Below are 24,652 nucleotides of genomic sequence, written 5' to 3'. Positions count from 1 at the left end.
GGCCGCCGCTCCCCGTATTACCCAGGCGCTCAGACCGCGGCGAAGTTGCCGGCCCATTGCGACGGGTTGACATCGACGCTCACAGGGCCTGCGCCGTGGCCGACGAAGCTGTTGTTGAGCGTGTTGACATTGATGCTCTGCAGCTGGGCGATGTTCTGGTTGACGTTGACGGTCACGTTGGCCAGCGGGCCGACGTTGCCGACACCGCGGGTGAGCCAGGAATTGCCGCCGCGCACGGCGCGCAGCGAGGCACGGTCGAGGTCTTTGCTGACGGCGAGGTCGCGAACGATGATGGATGACATGATGGCGCTCCTTCAGGTGATTCGATGAGGGTTCCGGAGCGGCTGGCGCGGGGCTTGCATATGGCCACCGCGCGCCGCGGCCGTGGCTGGATCAGCCGTAGATGTTGTTGGTGGCGTTCTGGTTGGTGTGCACGTTCGACTTGACGTGATCCAGGAAGGCCGAGCCGTTGCCGTTCAGGTTGGTAACGGTCTGCATCTGTGCGATCGACTGCTTGGCGTCGATGCTGCCGTCGAACGCCAGCTTGATCGGCGCGTAGACGGCGGCGAAGGGCAGGTAGGCGAGGCCGCCGCGCACGGCGTGCATGCGCTTGCTGTCGAGGGTTTCGGCGGCGGACAGGTCTTTGATGGTCAGCGTGGTCATGATGGTCTCCGGGTCTCGGTATGTGTGAGTGGGCAGCTATGGCGCGGGGCTCAGCCGTAGATGTTGTTGGTGGCGTTCTGGTTGGTGTGCACGTTCGACTTGACGTGGTCCAGGAACGCGGAACCGTTGCCGTTCAGGTTGGTGACAGACTGCATTTGCGCGATTTCCTGCGTGGCGGTGATGCTCTTGTCGATCGACAGCTTCAGCGGCATGTACACCGCGGCGAACGGCATGTAGGTCATGCCGCCGCGCACGGCTTGCATGCCCTTGCGGTCCAGGGTTTCGGCGGAGGACAGGTCCTTGATGGTCAGCGTGGTCATGATGGTCTCCAGTGGCGGAAGGTATTGCGTTTGGGTTTGGATTCGAGCATCGGGTTGGTGTCGCGCTCGGTTGGGATATCGCAGGGAGCGTGCCAGCGCCGCAGCCGGCTGCGCGCGGCGCGCGCAAATGCCTGAAAACAAGGGGTTTTTGACGGGCATGTCGGCTTTCCGGCACCGGTCGTGTGCGCCATTGCGGGCCACTGGATGGCGGTGCCGGGCCAACATGTGTGGCGCCGGTGTTGGCCCCGCAGTGACAGTCGGCGCCGATCGCGGCCGACGAATGCCGGCGCCGCACGCGCACGGCGTTGCGTGCCGGCAGCGCAGCGCAAGCGCACGGATTGCGCATGCCATGGGTGCGCACTAGTATCCATCGAAGACAGGGCAATTTCGCACTGCACACAGCGCGGGCAACCCTGCCCGAAAACCATGTCAGGGCGAGCCGTGGCCAGTCTTAAAGACCTGATCCGAAAGTTCCAGAGCGGCGGACTGTCCGACGACGAATTCGTTGCGTCGTTCGAGACTGCGCTGGCCCAGGACCCCACTTCGCCCAGCCAGGCGGCGCGCGTGGTCATCGAGGAAAACACCCGATTCCCGTTCCCGCCCGCGGTCTATGCCGAAGTGATGCGGCGCATCGAGCGCCGCAGTGCGACCCAGTACGAGGGCGTTACCGAAGCCACGCGCATGGCCACCGGGCCGCAGACAGGTTCGCTCTACGCGACCTCACCCGAGGCCGGCACCTTGCCGCCGGCGGCACATGCCAAGGGCGTGGGCGATACGCTGAACGGCCGCTTCGTGCTGGAAGAGTGCCTGGGCGTGGGCGGCATGGGCACGGTGTACAAGGCGCTCGACCTGCGCAAGCTGGAGGCGTCCGACCGCAAGCCCTATATCGCCATCAAGGTGCTGAACCTGCAGTTCAGCGGCCATCCCAAGTCGCTGATCGCGCTGCAGCGCGAGGCGCGCAAGGCGCAGACGCTGGCGCACCGGAATATCGTTACCGTTTACGACTTCGACCGCGACGGGCCGGTGGTCTTCCTGACCATGGAATACCTGTCGGGCAATTCGCTCAACCACGTGCTGAAGGCGCCCGGCTTCAGCGGCATGCCGATGGCGCGCGCCATGCCCATCATCAACGGCATGGGCAATGCACTGGCCTATGCGCACGAGCGCGGCTTCGTGCACTGCGACTTCAAGCCTGCCAACGTGTTCCTGACCGACAGCGGCGAGGTCAAGGTGATCGACTTCGGCATCGCGCGCGGCTTCCTGCCGCCGGCTGACGAGTCCGACCGCACCGTGTTCGATCCCGGCTCGCTGGGCGGCATGACGCCGGCGTATGCGAGCCCGGAGATGTTCGAGCACCGCGAGCCAGACCCGCGCGACGATATCTACGCGCTGGCCTGCGTGACCTACGAACTGATCACAGGCAAGCACCCGTACCAGCGCATGTCGGCCAACCAGGCGCGCGAGGCGGGCGTCAAGCCGCCGCAGCCGCCGCAGCTCAGCCGCACGCAGTGGAAAACGATGCGCGAGGCACTGTCGCTGAATCGCGCCACGCGCACGCCAACCGTCGCGCGTTTCCTGCATGGCATGAGCGCGGTGCCGATGACCACGCCGTCGCAGCGTTCGCCGATGATGATCGGCGGTGTCGCCGCCGTGCTCGCCGGGGTGTCGGCGATCGGCTACTACGCCTGGCATGCGCAGCGGCAGCCCGCCACGGCGCCGGCCGAGACGCGTGCGGAGGCGCCCCCCACGCAGCCTGTCACACCTCCCGCGCCGCCACCAGAAGCGCCAGCGCCGGCGCGCCCAGCGGTGTTTTCCATGGCCGAGGTTACCAAGGCGCTCGCCGCCGTGCCGTGTTCGCTGCTCAACGCCAGCGAAAAGGCCCATACGCTGCGCGTGCGCGGCTTCCTGGCCGAAAGCGTGGGGCCGGCGCGCCTGCGCGAGCAGTTGGCGAAGTTGCCCGGCGTGAAGGGCGTGACCGTCGAGACGCAGCCGCTTGCGGATGACAAGTGCGAGGTGGCGAAACTGGTCGCGCCGTACTGGTCAGGCAATCGCGAAGGCGGCACCGCCTCGTCGTTGCGGTTGCGTGGCAAGAGCTCGCAGCTGACCGATGGCTCGCCGCTGGTGCTGGAGCTGCGTACGCCGGCGCAGGAGTCCTATGTCTACGTCGATTACTTCGCGGCCGACGGCAAGGTCGCGCACATGGTGCCCAGCTCGCGGGTGTCCGCCCACCAGGCTCCGGCAGGGCACCAGGCGACGATCGGCGAAGGTGGCGCCTGGGTTGTGTCGGCCCCCTTCGGCACCGAGCTGGTGGTGCTGCTGACGACGCCGGTGCCGCTGTTCGAAGGGCGCCGCACGGAGGTGGAAGGGCAGCAGGATTACCTGCGCGCGCTGGAAAAGCCGCTGGCGCAGATGGCGCGCACCTATGGCAACGACCGCATCAGCGCGGACGTAGTGCAGATCTCGACGCGTGCGCGCTGACGGGCGCACGCGTTGGCTTGCGCTTCACCGACGGGCTTCGTGCGCGCACGCTATTTCATGTCGCGCGCCACGCGGAAGCCGTTCTGCGACTGCCGCACGCTCGGGCTGTACTTGAAGCGCGTGGAAGACACCATGTAGCTGGCCCCTTCGCGCCACGAGCCGCCGCGGATCACGCGCGAGCCGCACGCGTTCTCGTTCCAGGCGCGCCCGTCCGCGGGAGCGCCCTTGTACGAGCTGTGCCAGCAGTCGGCCACCCATTCCCACACGCTGCCGTTGACGTCATGCAGGCCCCACGGGTTGGCGGCGAACGAGCCCACCGGCGCCGGCGCATCGTTGCTCCACGGATCGCCGCAGTCCTTGCAGTTGGCGTTGCCCTTGCGCATCTGGTCGCCCCACCAGAACGCGCTGGCGGTGCCGCCGCGCGCCGCGTATTCCCATTCCGCTTCCGTCGGCAGGCGGTAGGCCTTGCCGGTGGTCTTGCTCAGCCACTCCACGTACTGTTGCGCATCGTCCCAGCTGACATCGCGGACCGGTGAGTTCTTCGCGCTTTCAGCAACGGTCGGCACGCGCTGGCAGCCGCCGGCGTCGACGCAGGCATTCCACTGCTCGACCGTGACTTCGAAGCGGCCGATCGCGAACGGCTGGCCGATGGTGACGTGATGCGGCGGCTTCTCCGCCGGGTCGCTGGCACTGCTGCCCATGGTGAAGCTGCCCGCGGGCAGCGGGATCAGCACCGGGCATGTCGGGCAATCGCGAATTTCGCCGGCGCGGGCTGGCGGTGGCGCAACGCTGATCGAGCCACCGGCCGCGGCGCCGGCCTTGGGTGCTGCCGCTGAGGGCGGAGCAGGAGCCGGCGCGGAACGGGCAGCGGCAGGTGCCGACGCGGCCGGCGCTCGCGAAACCTGCCCGCCCGAGGAAGTGCCGGACCGGGGCGGCGGCGCGGCCTGCTTCTGTGCCTTAGACGCGGGCGCAGGTGCCGGCGCCGATGCCGAAGCACGCAGCCGCTCGAGCCGTGACTTGGCCAGCACCGCGAAGCGCCCGTTGGGATATTGCTTCAGGTACGCCTCGTAGTCGGCGGCATAGTTGCTGTTCTTGATCGATTCCCAGAAGCTGAGCTCATACTGCTCGTCGGTGTTCTTGGGCAGGATGCCGGCCAGCAGCAGCGTGTCCGTGGACGCAGCGGACGCCGCACCCATGGAAAGTGCGGTGGAGGCGAGAATCCCGGCCATCGCGGCCAGATGCACGACTGGTAGATTGCGCCACATCTTCACACCTCGTCGGACGGCAGCGAACCCGATTGCATGCCGGCACATGCGTTGCGGACGCTTTGTGGTGTTGCCGAGACCTAGACCGGCTTGCTTCAAGATAGCACAGCGCCTGTGTCCCGGGCCAAGCATTGCAAAGCCGCCCCGCTTCGCCGGGGTCGCATTTTCCGGGCTTGCGTCCTAACCTGAATGACGAATCGCCGAGCGCTGGCCAACAAGCAACAAGAATGGGCTGACGGGACAACGTGATCGGGTTTCGGGCAGATCTCCGGGGAGGGCGTATGTCCAGACGATTCCTGTTCCGCCTGGCGGCGGCCGCCGTGTTCGCGGCCGCGCCATCGCTGTCGCTGTCGACAGCCGCGCCACCCAACGCCGAGGCCTACATCATCTGGCCGCACGACGGCACGGTGATCACCGGCGGCAAGTTCTGGGTGCGCATGGGGCTGCGCAACATGGGTGTGTGCCCCAAGGGCATCGAGCTGCCACGCTGCGGCCACCACCACCTGTTGATCGACGTCGAGCTGCCGCCGCTGGATAAGGAGATCCCGAACGACCGGAACCACCTGCACTTCGGCGCGGGCGAGACCGATGCGCGCATCGAACTGCCGCCGGGCAAGCACACCTTGCAACTGCTGATGGGCGACGCCAAGCACATACCGTTCGAGCCGCCGATCTATTCGAAGAAGATCACGATCACCGTGCGCTAGCGTTGCGTGCGGCGTGGCATCGCACGGCCACCACGGGAGAGGGTTATGTCCAGATCCAGACTACTTGCTGCCGCTGCGCTCGCTGCCAGCGTGCTGGTGTCGTTCGCAGCCCAGGGCGGATCCACGCCGGCGCCGCCGAATGCCTATCTCTATATCGGCTGGCCCAATGACGGGCAGGTGATGCCTGCCGGAAAGCCGTTCAAGGTATGGTTTGGATTGCGCAACATGGGGGTGGCGCCAAAGGATGTGAAGTATGCCAACACCGGGCACCACCACTTGCTGATCGACGTCGAGCTGCCGCCAATGGACAAGGAAATCCCGAACGACCGGAACCACCTGCATTTCGGCGCGGGAGAGACTGAAACCATGCTGGAACTGCCGCCCGGCAAGCATACGCTGCAGCTGATCATGGGGGATGACAAGCACATCCCCACAAATCCGCCCGTGTATTCAAAGCGAATCACAATCTACGTAAAGTAAAACGCCCCCCATGTGACCGGCGCGCAGCGCAGCCGAAGGCGTTCCTGCGTTGCCGTCAGCAGCAGGGTACCGGCCCTGCTGTCACAGCACACCCAACACACACCCTCAACGTGTTGGGTCGAACCCACCAGCCAGTGCCCTTCAAAAGCAGCGGCAACCTGAGCCTGAAGGGCAAGGTCGAATAAAAAACCCCTTATTTTCAGGCGTTTACAAAACGCCAACCCCCAGCCGCACCCTCCTGGCACGCTCCCTGCGATATCCCAACCGAGCGCGACACCAACCCGATGCTCGAACCCCAACCCAGGCAACACCATCCTCACCAGGAGCCCATCATGACCACGCTGACCATCAACGACCTGACCACCATCGACACCCTGGACCAGAAGCGCATGCACGCCGTCCGCGGCGGCTTCGCCTATGTCCCGTTCGTCGCCGCCTACATGCCGCTGAAGCTGTCGATCGACAAGAGCATCACCGCCACGCAGGAAATCGCGCAACTGCAGAACGTCACCAACATGAATGGCAACGGTTCCGCGTTCCTGGACCACGTCAAGTCGAACGTGCACACCAACCAGAACGCCACCAACAACATCTACGGCTGAGCCCCGCGCCATAGCTGCCCACGCACCCACGCACACATCGATACCCGGAGAACGATCATGCTGACCATCAAAGACCTGGCCGCCACCGAAACCCTCGACAGCAAGCGCATGCAAGCCGTGCGCGGCGGTCTCGCCTACATGCCCTTCGCGGCGGTCTACGCCCCGATCAAGTTCAAGCTAGACAGCAGCATCACCGCCACGCAGGAAATCGCGCAGATGCAGACCGTCACCAACCTGAATGGCAACGGCTCGGCCTTCCTTGACCATGTCCGTTCGCATGTGGATACCAACCAGAACGCCAGCAACAATATCTATCGTTGAGAAGCTTGTTGAGATGGCGCCGCGCCGCGAGGGTGTCCTCGCGGCGCGCCTCATGTGCCCATCCATGGCCGACTGCATCGGATTTCGCCTGATGCAGATCGGGGTTGGAGCGCGCGCCCGCGCGCACCACAATACAGACAGACCTCCGCGGCCACGGCACGCCAGTGTGTTCCCCGCCGCGCACGCACGCAGGATCGCACCGTGCCCGTATCCCTTACTGCCGCTCCCCGGGTCATGCCGACCCAAGCCTCGCGCCGCCTGGCCTGGCTCGCTTCCGCCGCATGCGCCGCGCTGCTGGCCGGCTGCGCCGATTTCCGGCCGCCGGTGTACCAGCGTCCGGAAACGCCGGCCAAGGCCGAATGGTCGCGCCAGGATTCGATCACGGTGTCGCCAAAGGACGCGGTGCAGCCCAACTGGTGGCACAACTTTAACGACCCGTACCTCGACGGCCTGATCGACCAGGCGCTGGCCGGCAACTACGACATCAAGGTGCTGGCCGCGCGCATCCGCGTGGCGAATGCGCAGATCGGCGAAGCACGTGCCGGCGGGCTGCCGGTGATCGATATCGGCGCCGGTGCGAGCTTCGAGAAAAGCACCGGGCAGAAATCCACCTGGACCTACAACGCGGGCGCGCAGCTGAACTGGGATATCGATATCTGGGGCAAGGTCGAGAAGGGCGTGCAGGCGCAGACCGCCGAGTTCCGCGCCACCGAGGCCGACTGGCGCGCCGGCTACCTGACGCTGGTGTCCAATGTATCGACCACTTACTTCACGATCCTGCAGTTCGACGAGCAGATCGAGCAGCAGACGCGCACCGTCGCCAAGAACGGGCAGATCCTCACCACTTACCAGGCCATGTACCAGAATGGCCTGGCGCCCAAGATCCGCGTCATGCAGCAGCAGGCTGAAATCAACCGGCTCAACAAGGATCTGCTGGAGCTGCGCCGTTCGCGCGATGTGGCGGAAAACGCGCTGGCCACGCTGGTGGGCGTGCCCGCGGGCAACCTCAAGGTACCGGCGGGACGCCTGCAGGACCGCGTGCAGCCGCCCAGCGTGCCGGCCGGCCTGCCGTCGCAGTTGCTGGCGCGCCGGCCCGACATCGTCGCGGCCGAATATCGCGTGCTGGCGGCCTACAACATCGTCGGCCAGGCGCGGCTGGCGCAGCTGCCCAGCATCAGCCTGACCGCGCGCGGCGGCACCGCCAGCTTTGCGCTGAGCGACCTGCTCAAGTCCTTCACCTTCGGCTTCATGCCGAGCATCAACCTGCCCATGCTCGATCCCAGCGTGCGTGCGCGCGTGAAGACCACCGAAGCGCAGGTGGGCGTGGCGGAAAACGAATATGGCCGCGCCGTGATGACGGCGTTCGAAGAGGTGGAGAGTGCACTGGTCAACGTCGATGCGCACAAGAAGCAGCGCGTCGAGCTGCAGCAGCAGGTGGAGCAGCTGCGCGTGGTGTCGGCACAGATCGAGGCGCAGCTCAGGGAAGGCGTGGTTTCGCAGCTCGAAGTGTTCGAGACCGAGCGCTCGCTGCTGAACGCACAGCTGCAATTGTTGGCGGTCCACCAACAGATTCTGGCCGACACTGTCACGCTGTACAAGGCGCTTGGCGGCGGCTGGCCCGACACCGAAGTGCGCAACACGGCGGCCAGCCAGCCGCAATAGTGCGCTCGCTGCCGCGCGGCGCGGGCCGGTGCCTGCGGTACCTGCCACGACCTTCACGCGCGGCGTGACGCATGCGTACGCAACGCGTTGCGCAATGCCTTGCGCCACGCGTGCAGCCCTTGCCTCTTTCCCTGCCCGACTCAGTGAAAACACGCGCCTGCACGCGAGCCGCAGCCGATTGACTAGCCTAAGCCGTCGCCTACTATGTTCTTAGTCGCTTCACCCCCCTTGGCCGGCCGCTGCGGCAGCCGCGCTGTTGGCTCCCTGGAAACATGGCTCCTGACGAAGCACTGATCATGGAAATGCCGGTGAAAATGGCCCAGGGGATCGCTCGGGAGTCGAGCCAGGAACTGGCAAGGGAATTCGATGTGTTCCTGACGCCGGTCTCGCGGCCGGACCTGGGCGAGATCCGCATCGACGAAGACCTGTTCCCGGTCGGCCGCACCGAGCTGCCATTCGCCGCCTATCCCGAAGACCTCGCGGCGCCGCTGTCGCGGCGCCATGCGCGCATCTTTGCCGAGCAAGGCGTGGTCTATGTTGCCGACCTGGGCAGCAAGAACGGCACGCGCGTGAACGGCGCGGCGGTGGCGCGGCAGCCGGCGCAACTGCGCGATGGCGACGAGCTGGCATTCGGCCCGGCGCTGTCGTTCCGCGTGCGGCTGTCGCCGCGGGCACCGCAGCCGGAGCCGCCGCGGGTCGCGCTGACGCTGCTGCCGGAACGCGACGATGTCGGGCTGCAGCCGATTCATGTCGACGGCTTCCCGTACCTGATCAGCAAGGCCGACGATGCCTTTGCGCGCTATCGCGACAACTATCCGCAGCAGGTCAACTACCTGTCGCGCCGGCACGCGCATGTGTACCTGAAGGGCGGCGTGCCGTTCCTGGAAGACCTGGGCAGTACCAACGGCACCTTCGTCAACGGCAGGCGCCTGGCGGACCACGGCGTGCCGCTGGACAACGGCGACCGCATTGCGTTCGGCGGCAGCCATTTCGTCTACAAGGCCGAGGTCCGCCGCGCCGGCGACGACGATGCCACCGCGACGCGGACCACGCTGGAGCCCGCCGTACCGGCGCAGGTGCCGGCTGAACCGGCCGCACACGACGCCGCACACGACGAAGATGACCGCACCACCTTTGTCGGCGCCGCCGATTCCTTCCTGGACATCTTCTGCGTCGACTACGCCTCGCACCAGGAAGACGAAGTCAACGCCGACGCCGAAGCCCAGGCCGCTGCCGCGACCGCCGCGCCAGACCGCGCGCATCCGCCGCGCAAGCGCGGACGCATTGCGCTGCTGCTGGCGGAGGCGGCGCGCAGCTTCGGCCTCGACGACGGCGCACGCCTGCGGCGCGCCGCGCGCTGGGGCGGCGCGCTGTTGCTGCTGGCCGTGCTGGCCGGCGCGGCGCTTTACTGGCGCGGCGCCGACGAGCGCGCGGTGCAGACCCTGCATGCGGCGGGCGACTACGCCGGCGCGGCGAAGGCGGCCGACCGCTATCTCGCACGCCATCCCGGCGATGCAGAGGTGCAGGCGCTCGGCACCGAAGCGCTGCTGCGCGCCTACGTGCCCGGCTGGGTCGCGAAGCTCAAGGCCGGCGACTTCGGCGGTGCCGATGCCGCGCTCGCGCAGATGCGGCAGCTCGGCGCGAATAACGCCGACGCCCGGCCGCTGGTGGCCGAACTCGAATGGATCGGCCGGCTCGAACGCTATGCCGCGCAGCGGGGTGCCGATGCGCCGATCCGCCTCTACGCCGATGAGGCGCCGATCCGCGAGCTGCTGGCGCACTGGAACCAGGACACCATCGCGCACCAGCGCGCGCTGGGCCGCATTGCCGCCGACGTGCCGGCATTCCGCGACCTCTATGCCGATGCGCTCAGCGACGTGCGCCGGCTGCAGAACGATGCGTCGGTCTACCTGGCGGCGATCGGGCGGCTCGACACCAGCATCGCCACCGAACTCGGCCGCGATCGGCCGGAAGCGCTGCAGCCGGTGATCGCCGACTATCGCGAGAAATACCCGCGGCTGGCGGGCCTGGACCAGGTGCAGGCGGACCTGGACCGCTACACCGCGCTGCTGCAGGCCTTGCGCGCGCGCCGCCCCGGCACGCTGGTGGCGCGGCTGGCGGACAGCCGCTTCGCCACGCCGCCGTTCCAGGCGCAGTTCGCGCAACTGTCGCCGCGGCTGCCGCCGCCGGAGATGGCAACGCAGTACGCCAGTGCGGCCAGCGCGTGGCAGCAGGGCGACAGCAACACCGCGCTGGCGGGATTCAGGCGCATCCAGGGCGGCGCATGGAGCGACGATCTCGCACGCGACCTCGCGCACAAGCAGAAGGTGGCGGCGCAGTTTGCCGAGCTGCAGGCCGCGCGCGGCAGCAAGGGCTATGAAGACCGCCTGCTCGGCTTCTACGCCATGCTCGACGCCGACGAAGACAAGTTCTTCGCCAGCGCGGTGGAAGCCGATGTCAACGGCGTGCGCGACAGCGCGCTGCGGCGCGCGCGCGAACTGATGGGCAGCGCCGTGGCCGCGTGGAAGCAATACCGCAGCAACGGCGTGATCGGCAGCGAGCAGCGGCTCGAACCCGGCATCTCGCCCAGGTTCCGCGCGCAGGCCCGGCTGCTGTCGCAGGCGCAGGACGATGCGCGCCAGGGCATGCGCATCTTTACGCAGCTGCGCGCCGGCGAAAGTGCGGACCTGGCGCAGCTGGCCAAGGTCGAGGAAGAGATCCGCGCCGAGGCCGACCAGCAGCGCCATGCGCTGCGTGAATTGCGCACCGTGCTCGATCCCGCCGTCCTCAAGACCAAGCTCGAGCTGATCGGCGGCGAAGACAGCGGCAAGGTACCCGCGGATGCCGCCCCGAGTGACGCGGCCAACGCGGCGAACCCCGCGCCGCAGCAGCCAGCGAGGCAGCCATGAAAGACGATTCCCGCCAGGCCGGCCTGAAGCCGCTGTCCGAAGCGCTCGAAGACCACAGCGCCGAGGGTATCGGCCTGCTTACCGCCGAACCGTCGCGGCTGGGCATGCTGACCATCGTCACCACGTTTGCGCTGGTGGTATGCGGGCTGGTGTGGTCCTTCGTCGGCCATGCCGATGTCATCGTCACCGCGCAAGGCACGCTGGCACCCGAATCGGAAGTGCGGCGCTTCTATGCCCCTGTCGACGGCGAGCTGGCCGACCTGTACGTCGCCGAAGGCCAGCCGGTGTCCAAGGATGACGTGCTGGCGCGGCTGAACGCGCGCGGCGCGATCGAGGCCGCCGCCAATGCGCTGGAAGCGCAGCTCAAGCTGGAGGATTCCGAGCGCGAATGGAAGCAGTTCCCGGAGAAAAAGGCGCTGATGGAACGCCGCGCCAACGCGCTCAAGCAGCAGATCGACGTGGCCACGCGCCAGCACGAGAACCGCCTTGCCCAGGGCACCACGCGGCTGGCCGAGGAACAGCGCGCGCAGCTGCAGGAGGCGCGCAGCAACCTGGAAAACGCCCGGCGCGCGCGCGAGTTTGCGCGCCAGGAGCAGGACCGCTATGCGCGCCTGCTGGCGCTGCCCGGCGGCGGCGGCGTGTCGCAGTCGCAGCTCGATGCCAAGCGCGCCGCGGCGCAGGACGCCGAGAACAACCTGCGCGTGGCGCAGTCGCGGCTGAGCGAGCTTGATGCCCGGCTGTCCCGCGAGATGACCCAGGCCAGCGCGCTGCTCGAAAGCAGCGGGCAGGACCTGGCCGGGCTGCGCGTGCAGTACGACGCGGCGCTGCGCGAGATCGCCAGCACCGAAGACAAGCTGCGGCTGCAGGTACAGACCGCGCGGCTGGTGGCGGACGCCGCCGCGCGCATCCGCTTCGAGAATATCGACAAGGACAATTTCCTGCTGATCCTGGCGCCGGTGTCGGGCGTGATCACCGATGTCACCTCCACCCAGCGCGGCGACAAGGTGCAGGCCAACACGCCGCTGGGCGGGATCGCGCCCAAGGATGCGCGCCCGGTGGTCAAGATCGTCATTGCCGAGCGCGACCGCGCCTTCCTGCGCGAGGGGCTGCTGGTCAAGCTCAAGTTCAGCGCCTTCCCGTACCAGCGCTACGGGATCATCGAAGGCACGCTGGAATTCATTTCGCCCGCGACCAAGCCGGGCCCCGACAAGCAGCCGGTCTACGAGGGCAGGGTGCGCCTGGCGCGCGACTACTACACCGTGGCCGACAACAAGTATCCGTTGCGCTATGGCATGACCGCCACGGCGGAGATCGTGGTGCGCGAGCGCCGCCTGATCGACCTGGGGCTCGACCCCTTCCGCGAGGTGGCGGGGTAACCGCCGGCAGCACCGGCAGCAGCCGGGGGAATACAGGAACAGCCAATCCGGATGCCCGTGCTAACGCATAGGGCCGTCAAAAGGAGCCTAGACATGACTGGCATTGTCCGTATCGACGACGAGGTGCTCGGCGTCGAGGAATTCGTTCGGCTGCTCAAGCTGACCGGGCAGTTCGAAGGTCTGGTCGAGCAGATGGTGCGCGACAAGCTGACGGTGCACGCCGCGAAGCGTCAGGGCATGGTGGTCACGCCCGAAGAAATCCAGGAGCGCGCCGACCAGTTCCGCCGCGTGCAGGGGCTGCACCGCGCCGCCGACATGAACCACTACCTCGATGCGCTCAATGTCAGCCTCGACGAGTTCGAGGCGTTCATCACCGACAACCTGTACCAGGAGCGGATGATGGAGCAGGTCTGCAGCGACGCCGCGGTGCAGGAGTACTTTGCGCTGAACTCGCCGCGCTTCGACAGCATCGAGGTCAGCCATATCGTGGTCGACAGCGAAGGCAAGGCCAAGGAGCTGATCTCTTACCTGCAGGACGATCCGGACGCGTTCGCCGACATGGCGCGCGAGCATTCGATCGCCGACACGCGCGAGCACGGCGGCGCGATCGGCAAGGTGCTGCGCGGCTCGCTCAAGACCGATATCGAGGCCAAGGTATTCAACGCGGAGCCGGGCGACCTGCTGGGGCCGTTCCCAGCGCCGGACCGCTCTTTCTTCGAAGTCTTCCTGGTGCGCGCCAAGCATCCCGCCACGCTCGACACCGAGGTTGCGGTGGAAGTGCGGCGCCTGCTGCGCGAAGACTGGCTGATGGGCAGGGCGCAGGAACATGTCATCGAAGCCCGCTAGCGAGTCTGGCGAAGGCGCCGCCGCTGCCGCTGCGCCGGCCGCACCGACAGCGCCGACAGCACCGGAACGGCCCGAGGGCGGATCCGCGCTGGCCACGTTCCTGGCCGGCGTCGAAATCCTGTCGGTGCTGACGCCGGAGGAAGTGTCGCGCCTGGCCGAGGCCGCGCAGGTGCTGACCTTCGGCTTTGGCGATACCGTCTGCAATGCCGGCGATGCGGCGCCCGGCCTGTTTATCGTCAAATCGGGATCCGTGCGGGTGTTCAACGAGGAACACGGCAAGGAAATCAGCATGGGCGTGCGCAAGGTGGGCGAGGTCTTTGCCGATATCGCGCTGCTGCGCGAGTACCGGCACGAGTCGTCGGTGCGCGCCTCGGGAAAAACCGAGCTGCTGATGATCCCGCGCAGCGTGGCCGAGCCGGTGGTCGCCGGCAACCCGGCCGCGCTGGCCTTTGTCACCAGCTATGTCGCGATCAGTTCCGCCGGCGGCTTTGTCGCGCGGCTGTTCGACCTGCGCGGCAAGCTCGACAAGCAGGAACTGGCCGACGCCGTGCGCAGCGTGGGCGTCAAGCGCGTCAGCGCCGGCAAGGAAATCCTGAAGCAGGACGGGCGCGAGGACCGGCGCCTGTACGTGGTGCGCCAGGGCACCGTGCGCGTGGTGCGCAGCGAAGAAGGCAGCGAGTTCCCCCTGGCGACACTTGGGCAGGGCGACATCTTCGGCGAGCGCGCCTGCGTGATGCGGCAGGAGCAGCTGGCAGCGGCCGTCGCCGAGACCGACGTGCGCCTGCTGGTCATTCCCGAGAAGACCGTGCAGCTGATCCTGGAGCGCAACCCGCGCCTGCGCGAGGTGCTGGAGGAGCGCATCCGCGCGCTCGACCGCGAGCTACATCGGCAGAAGAAGCTGGCCGAGCGGCGCAAGCGTCCCGTGCTGCTGGACCTGCATTCCAGGCCCGAACTGGGCGAGAAGCTGATCCGCCGCTTCGGCCTGGTCGAGCAGGCCGAGGAAATGGACTGCGGCGCGGCCTGCCTGGCAATGATCTGCCGGCACTACGGCATCCCGATGACGCTGGGCAAGCTGCGCGAACTGGCCAACGTGACCACGCAGGGCGCCACGCTCGACAGCCTGGCGCGCGCCGGTGAATCGCTCGGCTTCACCACGCGCGGCGTGCAATGCACGCGCGACTCGCTGATGGGCTTCGAGCTGCCGTTCATCGTGCACTGGGAGGGCTACCACTACGTGGTGGTGTACGGCATCTCGTCGCGCTGGGTGTGGGTGGCCGATCCCGCCATCGGCTTCCGCAAGATGAGCGCGGAGGAGTTCGAGCGCGGCTGGAGCGGCACCTGCCTGCTATTCTCGCCGGGCGAGAGCATGACGCAGCTGTCGGTGCAGCGCTCGCCGTGGCTGCGCTTCATCGGCTACCTGGCGCCGTACAAGAAGATCCTGGCGCACCTGTTCCTGGCGACCTTCGTGATCCAGATGCTGGGCGTGGTGCCGCCGCTGATCATCCAGAACATCCTCGACGGCGTGGTGGTGCACCAGAACGTGGGGCTGCTGCACCTGCTGATCGTGGGGCTGATCATCTCCAACGTGTTCTCGCAGCTGATGTCGACGATCCGCGCGTACCTGGCCAACTTCATGGTGCGCAACATGGACTTCGCCATGATGTCACACTTCTTCAAGCACACGCTGTCGCTGCCGCTGTCGTTCTTCGCCAAGCGCAAGACCGGCGACATCTTCGCGCGCTTCCAGGAGAACCAGACCATCCGCGCCTTCCTGACCGAGTCGACGGTGACCACGGCGCTGAACCTGCTGATGGTGTTTATCTACTTCACCATCATGTTCCTCTACAACGTCAAGCTGACGCTGCTGCTGATCGCCTTCGTGATCCCGATCGCGGCGCTGACGGTGGTGGTGACGCCCAGGGTCAAGACCTATGCGCGCGAGGTCTTTGCCGCGTCGACCGATGCCAAGGCCTACCTGATGGAAACGCTGGGCGGCGCGGAGACCGTCAAGGGCATGGGCATCGAACGGCCGGTGCGGCTGCGCTGGGAGCGCAAGTACACCAAGGCGCTGGAAGCGCAATACAAGGCGCAGGCTTTCCATATCCTGGTGGGGCTGGCGAGCCAACTGCTCAATGCCGCGACCACCATCGCGGTGCTGTGGGTGGGGGCGACGCTGGTGCTCGAGCGCGAGCTGACCATCGGCCAGCTGATCGCCTTCAACGCCTTCATGGGCAGCGTGCTGGCGCCGCTGATGGGACTGGTGGCGCTGTGGGGCCAGCTCAACGATGCCGGCGTGGCGATGGAGCGGCTCGGCGACGTGCTCGACCTGGAGCCGGAGCAGAAGCCGCAGGACGTGCTGTCGCGCGTGATGCTGCCCGACCTGCAGGGCGAGATCGTGATGAAGGATCTGTACTTCCGCTATGGCGGCGAGGACACACCCTACGTGCTGGAGAACATCAGCTTTACCATCCGGCCGGGCGAGATGGTCGCCATCGTCGGGCGCAGCGGCTCGGGCAAGACCACGCTGGCCAAGCTGCTGGTGGGCTTCTACAAGCCGACCGAGGGCTCGATGTCGGTGGACGGCTACGACCTCAACGTGATCGACGCGGCGTTTTACCGCGCGCAGGTCGGCTATGTGATGCAGTCCAACCTGCTGTTCTCGGGCACCATCGCCGAGAACATCGCCTGCGGCGACGACAGCCCGGACCGGCGCCGCATCGAGGAAGTGGCGCGCATGGCCGATGCCCATGCCTTTATCAGCAAGCTGCCGCTCGGCTACGAGCAGGTGGTGGGCGAGCGCGGCATGGGGTTGTCGGGCGGGCAGATCCAGCGGCTGTGCATCGCGCGCGCGCTGTACCACGACCCGCGGCTGCTGGTGTTCGACGAAGCGACCTCGGCGCTCGACACGCAGTCCGAGAGCAACATCCTGGCGAACATGCAGGAGATCCTGCGCGGGCGCACCGCGGTCATCATCGCGCACCGCCTCAGCACCATCATGCAGGCCGACAAGATCCTGGTGCTGTATGAAGGCGCGATCGTCGAGCAGGGCCGGCATGAAGAGCTGCTGGAACGCAAGGGCATGTATTACCAACTGGTGCAGAAGCAACTGAGCGCAGCATGAAGCTATACAACCAGGGTGCCACCCCCGCCTCGGTCACCTCGCCGGTGTCGTTCGCCGGCCTGATCGAGAAGATCGAGATCCTGCGCTCGACGCTGCGCTGGGCGTCGCGCCTCGACCGGCCCGAGATCGAGAAGCTGCTCAAGCAGGCCACCACGCTGCGCGACGAGGTCATGGGGCTGTCGCACAAGGAACGCTTCGTGCAGGCAGCGTCTTCTGCCGAAACCGGGGCCGACAGCGCGGCCAAGAACGCGCCGCCGCAGCAGGAGGTCGAACGCATGCCGCGCGAGCGGCGCCAGGCGCTGATGGAGCGCAGCTTTATCTTCGAGGGGACCTTCGGCGACAACCCCAAGCTGCTCGAAGCGCTGGAAATCGCCGAGAAGGCCGCGCCGACCGACCTGCCGGTGCTGATCGACGGCGAGAGCGGCACCGGCAAGGAACTGATGGCCAAGGTGATCCACGCCAACGGTTCGCGCACCGACAAGCCGTTCATCTCGGTCAACTGCGGCGCGATCCCCGACAGCCTGCTCGAGTCCGAGCTGTTCGGCCACAAGAAGGGCGCGTTCACCGGCGCCAGCAACGACCGGCGCGGCAAGTTCGAAAGCGCGCATACGGGCACCATCTTCCTCGACGAGATTGGCGAGCTGCCGCTGACGGGGCAGGTCAAGCTGCTGCGCGTGCTGGAAGCGCACGAGATCCAGCGCGTGGGCTCGGACGAGATCATCTCGGTCGATGCGCGCATCGTCGCCGCCACCAACAAGGACCTGCGCAAGATGAGCGAGGCCGGCACCTTCCGCGAAGACCTGTTCTACCGCCTGAGCGTAATCCATGTCAGCCTGCCCGCGCTGCGCGAGCGGCACGACGAGATCCCGCTGCTGGTGTCCTACTTCAGCGACGAGGCCGCCAGCATGCTCAAGCGCGCGCCGGTCAGGCTGACGCCGCGGCTACGCGACTTCCTGCTGCACTATGACTACCCGGGCAATATCCGCGAGCTGCGCAACCTGATGTACCGGCTTTCCTGCCTGGCTGGCGACACCGCCGACCTGGCGCAGCTGCCGCAGGACATCCGGCCCAGGCCGGCGGCGCTGGCGGTGGTGGGGACGGCAACAGCAGGGGGAGCGGGGGCCGACATCGCCATGCCCACCTCGCTCAGCGAGGCCAAGCGCGCGGCCAGCGACGAAGCCGAGCGCGCCTTCCTGGAGCGCGGGCTGCAGGAAGTCGGCGGCACCGTCGCCGAGCTGGCGCGGCGCTTCGACATGAACCGCTCGCACGTGCAGATGCTGCTGAAGAAGCACGGCATCCATTCCAAGGATTTCCGCGCCAGCCGGCAGGCTGACGGGAGCAAGGGGTAGCAAGGGGTAGTAAGGAGTAGGGGCGCTGCTCAGGTGTCCAGCTCGGGATTGACCAGCGTCTTGTCCGAGCCGTACGGATCGGCAGCGCGGATCACCACCACCGAGATGTTGTCGCGCCCGCCGGCATCGAGCGCCATCTGCAGCAGCGTCTGCGCGGCTTGCGGCGGATCCTGTTGCGCCAGCACCGCGGCGATGTCGGGGTCGTCGACCTCATTGCTCAGGCCGTCGCTGCACAGCAGGAAGACGTCGCCATCGGCAACTTCGGTCAGCAGCTGCTCCGGCGCCAGCGTCGCCGCGGCGCCGACGGCGCGCGTGATGGTGTTCTGCGCGGGATGGTGGCGCGCCTGCTCGGGCGTGATCAGTCCGCGCGCCAGCAGGCGCTCGACCTGGTTGTGGTCGCGCGTCAGCCGCACCAGCTCGCCGCCGCGCAGCCGGTACAGCCGGCTGTCGCCCGCCCACAGGCAGCCGCAGCGCCGGTCGCCGGCCAGCAGCACCACCACCGTGCTGCCGATGCAGCGCACCCCCAGCCGCGCGGCTTCGTCGACCAGCGCCAGGTTGACCCCCTGCATCGCCGCGCGCGTGGCTTCCATCCGGTCTTCCAGCAGCGGCTGCGGCGGCAGCGCGGCCAGCGCCTTGACCACGGCCTGGCTGGCGAAGTCGCCGACGGCGTGACCTCCCATGCCGTCGGCGACCGCCCACAGCTGCTGCGCGGGCAGGTCCAGGCACGCATCCTCGTTGCGTTCGCGTACGCGGCCGACGTCGGTACAGGCCGCCGAGGTCCACTGGAAGTGCGAATCGAAACCCAAATCTAGCCTCCGCTCCGCATCGCGCGCCCCTTTATTGCCCCATTCTTGCCCCGTCGCGCCGGGGCGTGCCACGACGCTCGCTCAGACCAGGCGGCCGTCGTTCCTTGCGCCCTGGTCGCCCTGGACGCTGATATTGGAGTTGGGCGCGTTGTTGCGGATATCGATGTTCTGGAACTGGTTGTTCATCTGATCAGCATAGAAGCTGTAATTGATCTCGTAAAAGTTGAACACCGCGCCGGCCGGCAATGGCGATGAAGGCACGAACGGGCGGATCCACCCGAACACCCACTGCCCGCCGGCACCGCGCACGCGGGCCATGGTGTCGGAAGCAAGTTCGCGGCAGCTGGCAAGATCGTGGATAGCGAGGGTGGCCATATTTCTGTCTCCGGTTAGTGGCGGCTTGGTGCCGGGGCGGTACCGGAATACAGCAAGGCGCGTGCCAGCGCTCGCGGCCGTTGCCCGGGTCGGCGCCAGGGCGCCGTGCGGCGCGGGTTGGCGGCTGGCGGCACGGCGACGCGCCATCAGCGGATCGTCGCTATGCGTTGGGCTGGCACCGACACCGGCGCGACCAGCTGTCGGAAATTCCCCGTCACTGTTCTGCACCCCGGCATAACCCCGCTGCAGCCGTAATTTTCCTCCTCTGTCCTCTGATATGTGCCGCGGACCACCGATGCAGCATCTGCGCCGCAGCGGTGTCGGCTGACTCCCGGCAAGAGGATTTTGATATACTCCCCTCCTGCTTCAGGGTCCCCTCGCCGTAGTTCAATGGATAGAACGAGCGCCTCCTAAGCGCTAGATACAGGTTCGATTCCTGTCGGCGGGACCATCCACGCTTCAGCTTTCTTCCCATCCCCAAACAAGCAGGCGGGCGGCCGGAGTCCCAGGGCCCTGGCAGGGCAGGGTCAGCGCCGTCTCGGGCCCGAACAGCCTGGTACGGCGATTGCGCCGTTAGCGGTGGTGCGAGGTGGAGCAGTTCTATTTGGCTTGGCGGTTTTGGCCGCAATGTCATTTATGGCATTGCCACGTTTCTGCCTCGCGGCACGCGGGTTGCGCGGAAGCGCACTGACATCGTCGGGGTTGACCAGGTCTGGAACCGTCCAGCCGGTCAGGTCGTAGTCATCCATTGCCGAACGGGCGAAAGCCTTCATCTGGTCCAGGTTGCCCGTGTTCTGCGCCGCCGACAGGTTGGTCAACCGCGTGGCGTCGTTGCCGCCGATGTAATTGATCTCGTAAAGTTCATGACGTGCGCCGAACTCGGTGCCGATGGCATCCCACAGCAGCTTCATGACCTTGACGCGTTCCTCGGCCGGCGCGCCGCCGGAACCGCGCAGGTACTTGTCGAGATAGGCTCGTATCTCGGGCACGCTGAAGTCGATCGCATGTGAGTTCAGGTAAATCAGGCCGCTGGCTACGACCTGCTCGATGATATTGCGCACGCGCGGCAATGCCTCCTGGTTCAGTACGCGGTAGGCGCCGGCAAAGTGCGGATCGGGATGGACGTGGCCATGCCAGGGCACTTCGCTCTTGGCCATCGCATCAGACAAGGCCCAGAAAGCGTTGCGCCATGCGATCACCTCGCCGAGGTGCACCTGAACGCCATACAGGCCGCGGGTGCCGGTGATCTCCAGCGCGCGGGCCAATAGTCCGATGATAAAGTCGAGCTTGACCGCGACACGCGTACAGCCGTGGAGCGATGCGCGCTCCAGGTATCCGGAGCCGGATTGTATGGCGTCCGCCTGCGGGACCTCTCCGTGCATGAAGACGTTCTCCCACGGCACGAAAACATTGTCCATCACGAGAATGGCGTCGTTCTCGTCCAGGCGCGATGACAGGGGATAGTCGAACGGGCTGCCGAGTACCGCGGCCCGATATTCGTTCGAGACCCGGCACAGAAGCTTCAATCCCGGGGCGTTGGTGGGTACGATGAACTTGGGCCCTCGCGCTGGCGTGGCGTCGACATTGGCAACATAGGTGTAGTGAGTCAGCGCCGCGCCGGTGGCAACGACCTTGGCCCCGCTCACGTAGATGCCGCCATCGTCTTCATGGACCACACGCACAAATACGTCCGATGTGGCCGACGGCGGCAGATCGCGATCCACCGGGGGATTGACTATGGCGTGGCCCAGGTACCAGGTCCGCTCCTGAGCCTTGCGATACCAATGTCGGGCGTTTTCCTCGTAGCCCTTGTAGAACGCCGGGTTGGCCCCCAGTGTGGCCAGGAACGAGCCCTTGTAGTCCGGAGACCGTCCCATCCAGCCCCATGCGCACTTCTGCCAGCCAGCAATCGCATCGCGCTGCGCCACCTGCTCGGCCGCATCGCGCGGGGCGCGAAAAAAGCGCTGGGTAAAGCCGCCCCATTCGGTCGGAACGCAGAGTTCGGTGTGGCGTTCCGGATCGTGCAGCGCCTGGTACATCCGGGCAATCATGCGCGCCATGTTGCGAAAGGCCGGATGCTCGGCGACATTGCGTACACGCTCTCCGTAGATCCACACTTCGCGCCCATCGTCCAGGCTTTGCAGGAATTCCTTGCCGGTGAACGGCACATAGACGCGGTCGTAGGGATTGCGCAGGTCGTCGAACATATCGCTTGGCTTCTCGCGGAAAGAGTATGTGCCGTACCGCAAGGCGGGCACGCCAGAGCTTCGGTGCGCAAACGCGCAGGCCGAAGCTGCATTGACGATACATTGTTATGCCATGGCAATGACGCGGCGTTTGTGTCCGGGGCCGCTTTCGCTATGTCTGAATGTGAATCCGGCCAGATGCAGATTCGATTCTTGGCGACAGCCTCAGGCAAATTCCCCCATCCCGATTCGATCACCAGGGGGCCAATTGCGCCTTGCTTGCCTATACTTCCGCAAAGGCAAAGGTTGCGTTCCCGACACCTGCCGGCAGCGGCCTTGCCCTACAGGGAGATCGCCATGGCACGCGTCAGACTTCTCGTACGTTCACTAGTGTTGTTGCCGCTTCTCGGGCTCGCCAGTTGCATCTCGGTGCAACGCACCGTTTCCGATCCGCCGCCGAGCGGCCGTACCATCATCGTGCCGCCGGGTTCCACCGTGACATGTACGCCCGGGCCGTGCGAGGTGCGGTAAATCGTTCGGCTGCCAGCAGGCCAAGCGGCGTTGCATCCTGCAGTCTGGGCATGGCGTTGTTCAGTGCGCGCTGGACTTGGAAAAAAGCTGAATCACCGCGACGCCGGCAATGATCAGGCCGATCCCCAGGCAAGCGGCCAGATCCGGGATCTGCCGGTACAGCACCACCGCGATCAGCGTCACCAGCACGATCCCGGCCCCGCTCCAGATTGCATACGCGATCCCTACCGGCACGGTCCGCATCACCATCATCAGCAGCCAGAACGCCGCCACGTAGCCGCCCACCACCAGCACGCTGGGCACCAGCCGCGTGAATCCTTGCGAGGCCTTCAGGCTGCTGGTGGCGATGACTTCGGCGACGATGGCGAGGGCGAGGAGCAGGTATCCGTTCATGGTTGGGGCTGGAAAGAGGGGGCGGCAACGCAGCCAGACCGGCATCTTAGCGCCGCCGCCATGTTGCGCCAAAGCCGCGTCCCTCCGTCGTGGTGGTTGTGCGAAGCGGCATTGCGGTTTTCAATGAAGCAAAATACAGAACTAGGCACGCCCCGCGGGCGTGCATTACCAGGCAGTCGCGGTATTGCGGCCTGACCAAGCCGGCACGAACCTTACGATGCCGGCGGCTGGCTTTTGGGTAAGGGGAGCGGTATGAATCACACCGGCATCGAAGACGCGGCCGTCTGGCCAACGACGCAGTCCGGGGAGAAGGCGCTGGAGGCGGACACGACGCCATGGCAGGACACCATCGCCGCGGCGGACCATGCGTTGGAAGAAGCCACGCGCATCCAGCGGGGCGTGCAGCACAACCTCAAGCTGATGCAGGAGGTCCGGTCGCTGCGCGAAGAACTGCGCAAGGCCCATGCGGAAATCGACCGCTACCGGGGCATGCACGCGCGGGTGGTGGTCGGTATGCGCCAGCTGGAAGACGACCACACGGGGACGATGAGCCGGTTCAAGGCAGAAAACGAAATGCTGCTGGTGCGCCACCGGGTCTACAAGCTGATGGCCGAGCACTACGCCCGCATGGCGTTGCGGCTGGACCCGCAGACCTTCGCCACGCACCGCGACCGCGTGCTGCAGCACATCCTGTTCCAGCGCCGCAAGGGCGTGCCGCCGGATGCGGTCAGCGCCGCCGACGTTGCCTTCCTGATGCTGTAGCGGCGCCTGGGGGGACGCTCAGGGTCGTTCAGGGCGCGCGCGGGCGCCTCAGCTTGTCGAACCTCCGGTCATGCCGGTGGCCGCCATCAGCAGCGCGGCCATCAGGAAGGTCCATGCGGCGCGCCTTCTCCTGGCCTGGCTACGTCAGTCCGACACCTTGTCGCTCGGGAACTTGAACGAGTCGCGCAGCAGGTAGCTCATCGGGATATCGAGCCGGATGCCGTGCGGCGGAATCGGCGCCTGGAACCACTTGCGGTACAGCCGCTGCGTGTCCTGGTCATAGATCGACGCCACCAGCGTCTTGTCGACCAGCTGCTTGAAGGCCGCGTCGTGGCGCGACAGCATGATGGCGTAGGGCTCGATGGTGAGCGGGTCGCCGGTGACGCGGTAGTCGTCCGGGCGCGCCGCGTTGGCGCGCAGGCCATAGAGCAGCACGTCATCCATCACGAAGGCATCGGCCTTGCCGGCCTCGACCATGGCAAAGGCCTGGGCGTGGTCCCTGGCCTCGACCAGCCGCAGCTGCAGCGCGCCGGACTCATCCATCTTGCGCAGCGTGGCCAGCGGCGTCGTGCCGGTGGTCGAGACTACGGTCTTGCCGCGCAGGTCCGGCCACCGGTTGATGCCCGACGCCGCCTTGACCAGCATGCGGCTGCCGGCGATGTAATGCGGGATGGTGAAGGCGACCTGCTCGCGCCGCTCGCGGTTGTTGGTGGTGGAGCCGCATTCCAGGTCGGCCTTGCCCTCGACGATGGCCGGGATGCGGCTGGCCGGCGTGACCGGCACCCAGTCCACGCGCAGCGACGGCAGCTTCAGCGCGCCGCGCACGGCGTCGGCAACCTTCAGGCACAGGTCGACGGCATAGCCGACCGGCTTGCCGTCGGCGACGAAGGAGAACGGCACCGAGCTTTCGCGGTGGGCGATGCGGATGGCGCCGGTCTGCCTGATCCGGCGCAGCACCGGCGCGACGTCGGACGGCGCCGCGGCGGCAGGGTCGGTGGCAGTGGTGGATGCGCTGGCGGCGGCGGATGGTGCCGGCATGGCCGCGGCCAGCAGCGCCACTGCCAGCGCGGCCAGGGCAGGGCATGACAAGACGGGCGCGCGCTTCCCGCAGGAAGGCAGGCGCCCCGGACCCGGATCGAACATGTAACCCCCGTACAAAAATGACTGGAACCGGCGCGGGCAGCGGCCGGAGGCCAACCACCCGTTCCGTCTTCTGGCCGGCTGTGGCGCCGGCTCTGCGTTGTCTTGCCTGTCGTCTTGCGTGTCGTCTTGCCTGTCGTGCCGGCACCCCGGGTGTGCAGGACAAGCCATTGTTCCACGCGGCACCGGGTCCGGACAACTGGCGGCGCGGCAAGCGTGCCCGGCGAGCAACGCCGGGTTGACGGGACTTTCCCTTACGGATTTGTCCGACTGGAGCGGGACCGGGCCCATTGATACTCTGTTTGCGTGCCTTGCGAGCAGGGCACCGAGGAGAGACTCTTGGGCCCGCAGTGCGCGGGC

21 protein-coding genes and 1 tRNA gene are annotated in these 24,652 nt (G+C 66.8%); 13 read left to right on the top strand and 9 right to left on the bottom strand.

The window, feature by feature from the left end; genetic code table 11:
* Positions 1-29: 29 nt before the first annotated feature.
* The 3 genes from E1J61_RS05080 to E1J61_RS05070 form a co-directional block, all read right to left on the bottom strand.
* Positions 30-302, bottom strand: coding sequence for a hypothetical protein (locus E1J61_RS05080; protein WP_133093059.1), 273 nt, complete (start codon positions 300-302; stop codon positions 30-32).
* A gap of 91 nt (positions 303-393) precedes the next feature.
* The gene (locus tag E1J61_RS05075; protein ID WP_133093058.1) at positions 394-663 is read right to left on the bottom strand and encodes a hypothetical protein; all 270 of its coding nucleotides are present in this window, start codon (positions 661-663) and stop codon (positions 394-396) included.
* 50 nt (positions 664-713) lie between these two features.
* Entirely contained in the window at positions 714-983 is a 270-nt protein-coding gene (locus E1J61_RS05070; protein WP_116320898.1) for a hypothetical protein, read from the bottom strand.
* A 426-nt stretch (positions 984-1,409) separates the two neighbouring features.
* Between E1J61_RS05070 and E1J61_RS05065 the strand changes: the two genes are divergently transcribed.
* Positions 1,410-3,461: a serine/threonine protein kinase gene (locus E1J61_RS05065; RefSeq protein WP_133093057.1), complete on the top strand. Its 2,052-nt coding sequence runs from the start codon at positions 1,410-1,412 to the stop codon at positions 3,459-3,461.
* A 50-nt stretch (positions 3,462-3,511) separates the two neighbouring features.
* Here E1J61_RS05065 and E1J61_RS05060 read toward each other — a convergent pair whose 3' ends face one another.
* On the bottom strand, positions 3,512-4,657 hold the full coding sequence (locus E1J61_RS05060; protein WP_371702885.1) for a formylglycine-generating enzyme family protein: 1,146 nt from the start codon (positions 4,655-4,657) through the stop codon (positions 3,512-3,514).
* A 350-nt stretch (positions 4,658-5,007) separates the two neighbouring features.
* Between E1J61_RS05060 and E1J61_RS05055 the strand changes: the two genes are divergently transcribed.
* The 10 genes from E1J61_RS05055 (at position 5,008) to E1J61_RS05010 (ending at position 18,099) form a co-directional block, all read left to right on the top strand.
* Entirely contained in the window at positions 5,008-5,433 is a 426-nt protein-coding gene (locus tag E1J61_RS05055; RefSeq protein WP_133093055.1) for a DUF4399 domain-containing protein, read from the top strand.
* A gap of 45 nt (positions 5,434-5,478) precedes the next feature.
* Positions 5,479-5,913, top strand: a complete 435-nt coding sequence (locus E1J61_RS05050) for a DUF4399 domain-containing protein (RefSeq protein WP_133093054.1) — start codon at positions 5,479-5,481, stop codon at positions 5,911-5,913.
* Between the two features lie 332 nt (positions 5,914-6,245).
* Positions 6,246-6,515, top strand: a complete 270-nt coding sequence (locus E1J61_RS05045) for a hypothetical protein (protein WP_133093053.1) — start codon at positions 6,246-6,248, stop codon at positions 6,513-6,515.
* 57 nt (positions 6,516-6,572) lie between these two features.
* The gene (locus E1J61_RS05040) at positions 6,573-6,836 is read left to right on the top strand and encodes a hypothetical protein (RefSeq protein WP_133093052.1); all 264 of its coding nucleotides are present in this window, start codon (positions 6,573-6,575) and stop codon (positions 6,834-6,836) included.
* Between the two features lie 234 nt (positions 6,837-7,070).
* A complete protein-coding gene (locus E1J61_RS05035; RefSeq protein ID WP_165971429.1) occupies positions 7,071-8,498 on the top strand; it encodes an efflux transporter outer membrane subunit in 1,428 nt (475 codons plus the stop codon).
* Positions 8,499-8,770: 272 nt separating this feature from the next.
* Positions 8,771-11,407: an FHA domain-containing protein gene (locus E1J61_RS05030; protein WP_133093050.1), complete on the top strand. Its 2,637-nt coding sequence runs from the start codon at positions 8,771-8,773 to the stop codon at positions 11,405-11,407.
* Positions 11,404-12,783 (top strand): HlyD family efflux transporter periplasmic adaptor subunit, encoded by a 1,380-nt coding sequence (locus tag E1J61_RS05025; protein WP_133093049.1) that lies wholly within the window; start codon positions 11,404-11,406, stop codon positions 12,781-12,783. The genes E1J61_RS05030 and E1J61_RS05025 overlap by 4 nt, the downstream gene beginning before the upstream one ends.
* A gap of 93 nt (positions 12,784-12,876) precedes the next feature.
* Positions 12,877-13,629 (top strand): peptidylprolyl isomerase, encoded by a 753-nt coding sequence (locus E1J61_RS05020; RefSeq protein ID WP_133093048.1) that lies wholly within the window; start codon positions 12,877-12,879, stop codon positions 13,627-13,629.
* The gene (locus E1J61_RS05015; protein WP_240745890.1) at positions 13,610-16,750 is read left to right on the top strand and encodes a peptidase domain-containing ABC transporter; all 3,141 of its coding nucleotides are present in this window, start codon (positions 13,610-13,612) and stop codon (positions 16,748-16,750) included. Before E1J61_RS05020 ends, E1J61_RS05015 begins: the two co-directional genes overlap by 20 nt.
* The gene (locus E1J61_RS05010; RefSeq protein WP_133093047.1) at positions 16,747-18,099 is read left to right on the top strand and encodes a sigma-54-dependent Fis family transcriptional regulator; all 1,353 of its coding nucleotides are present in this window, start codon (positions 16,747-16,749) and stop codon (positions 18,097-18,099) included. The genes E1J61_RS05015 and E1J61_RS05010 overlap by 4 nt, the downstream gene beginning before the upstream one ends.
* A 29-nt stretch (positions 18,100-18,128) precedes the next feature.
* Here E1J61_RS05010 and E1J61_RS05005 read toward each other — a convergent pair whose 3' ends face one another.
* Positions 18,129-18,905, bottom strand: a complete 777-nt coding sequence (locus E1J61_RS05005; protein ID WP_133093046.1) for a PP2C family serine/threonine-protein phosphatase — start codon at positions 18,903-18,905, stop codon at positions 18,129-18,131.
* An 81-nt stretch (positions 18,906-18,986) separates the two neighbouring features.
* Positions 18,987-19,280, bottom strand: a complete 294-nt coding sequence (locus E1J61_RS05000; protein ID WP_133093045.1) for a hypothetical protein — start codon at positions 19,278-19,280, stop codon at positions 18,987-18,989.
* A 376-nt stretch (positions 19,281-19,656) separates the two neighbouring features.
* On the opposite strand from E1J61_RS05000, the gene E1J61_RS04995 reads away from it, so the two are divergent.
* Positions 19,657-19,731, top strand: a tRNA-Arg gene (locus tag E1J61_RS04995).
* Between the two features lie 76 nt (positions 19,732-19,807).
* Here the strand turns inward: E1J61_RS04995 and E1J61_RS04990 are convergent.
* On the bottom strand, positions 19,808-21,487 hold the full coding sequence (locus tag E1J61_RS04990; protein ID WP_133093044.1) for a 4-hydroxyphenylacetate 3-hydroxylase N-terminal domain-containing protein: 1,680 nt from the start codon (positions 21,485-21,487) through the stop codon (positions 19,808-19,810).
* A gap of 570 nt (positions 21,488-22,057) precedes the next feature.
* Positions 22,058-22,390 (bottom strand): multidrug efflux SMR transporter, encoded by a 333-nt coding sequence (locus tag E1J61_RS04985; RefSeq protein WP_133093043.1) that lies wholly within the window; start codon positions 22,388-22,390, stop codon positions 22,058-22,060.
* Positions 22,391-22,642: 252 nt separating this feature from the next.
* Here E1J61_RS04985 and E1J61_RS04980 point away from each other — a divergent pair, with 252 nt between their 5' ends.
* Positions 22,643-23,152, top strand: coding sequence for a hypothetical protein (locus tag E1J61_RS04980; protein ID WP_133093042.1), 510 nt, complete (start codon positions 22,643-22,645; stop codon positions 23,150-23,152).
* A gap of 144 nt (positions 23,153-23,296) precedes the next feature.
* On the opposite strand, the gene E1J61_RS04975 is transcribed toward E1J61_RS04980, so the two are convergent.
* Entirely contained in the window at positions 23,297-24,190 is an 894-nt protein-coding gene (locus E1J61_RS04975; protein ID WP_133093098.1) for an amino acid ABC transporter substrate-binding protein, read from the bottom strand.
* Positions 24,191-24,652 lie beyond the last annotated feature (462 nt).

The sequence above is a fragment of the Cupriavidus sp. L7L genome, assembly GCF_004353535.1.
GTDB classification, from domain to species: Bacteria; Pseudomonadota; Gammaproteobacteria; order Burkholderiales; family Burkholderiaceae; genus Cupriavidus; species Cupriavidus oxalaticus_A.
The sequence above is the reverse complement of the archived record's forward strand: the minus strand, read 5'-3'. Positions and strand labels throughout refer to the sequence as shown.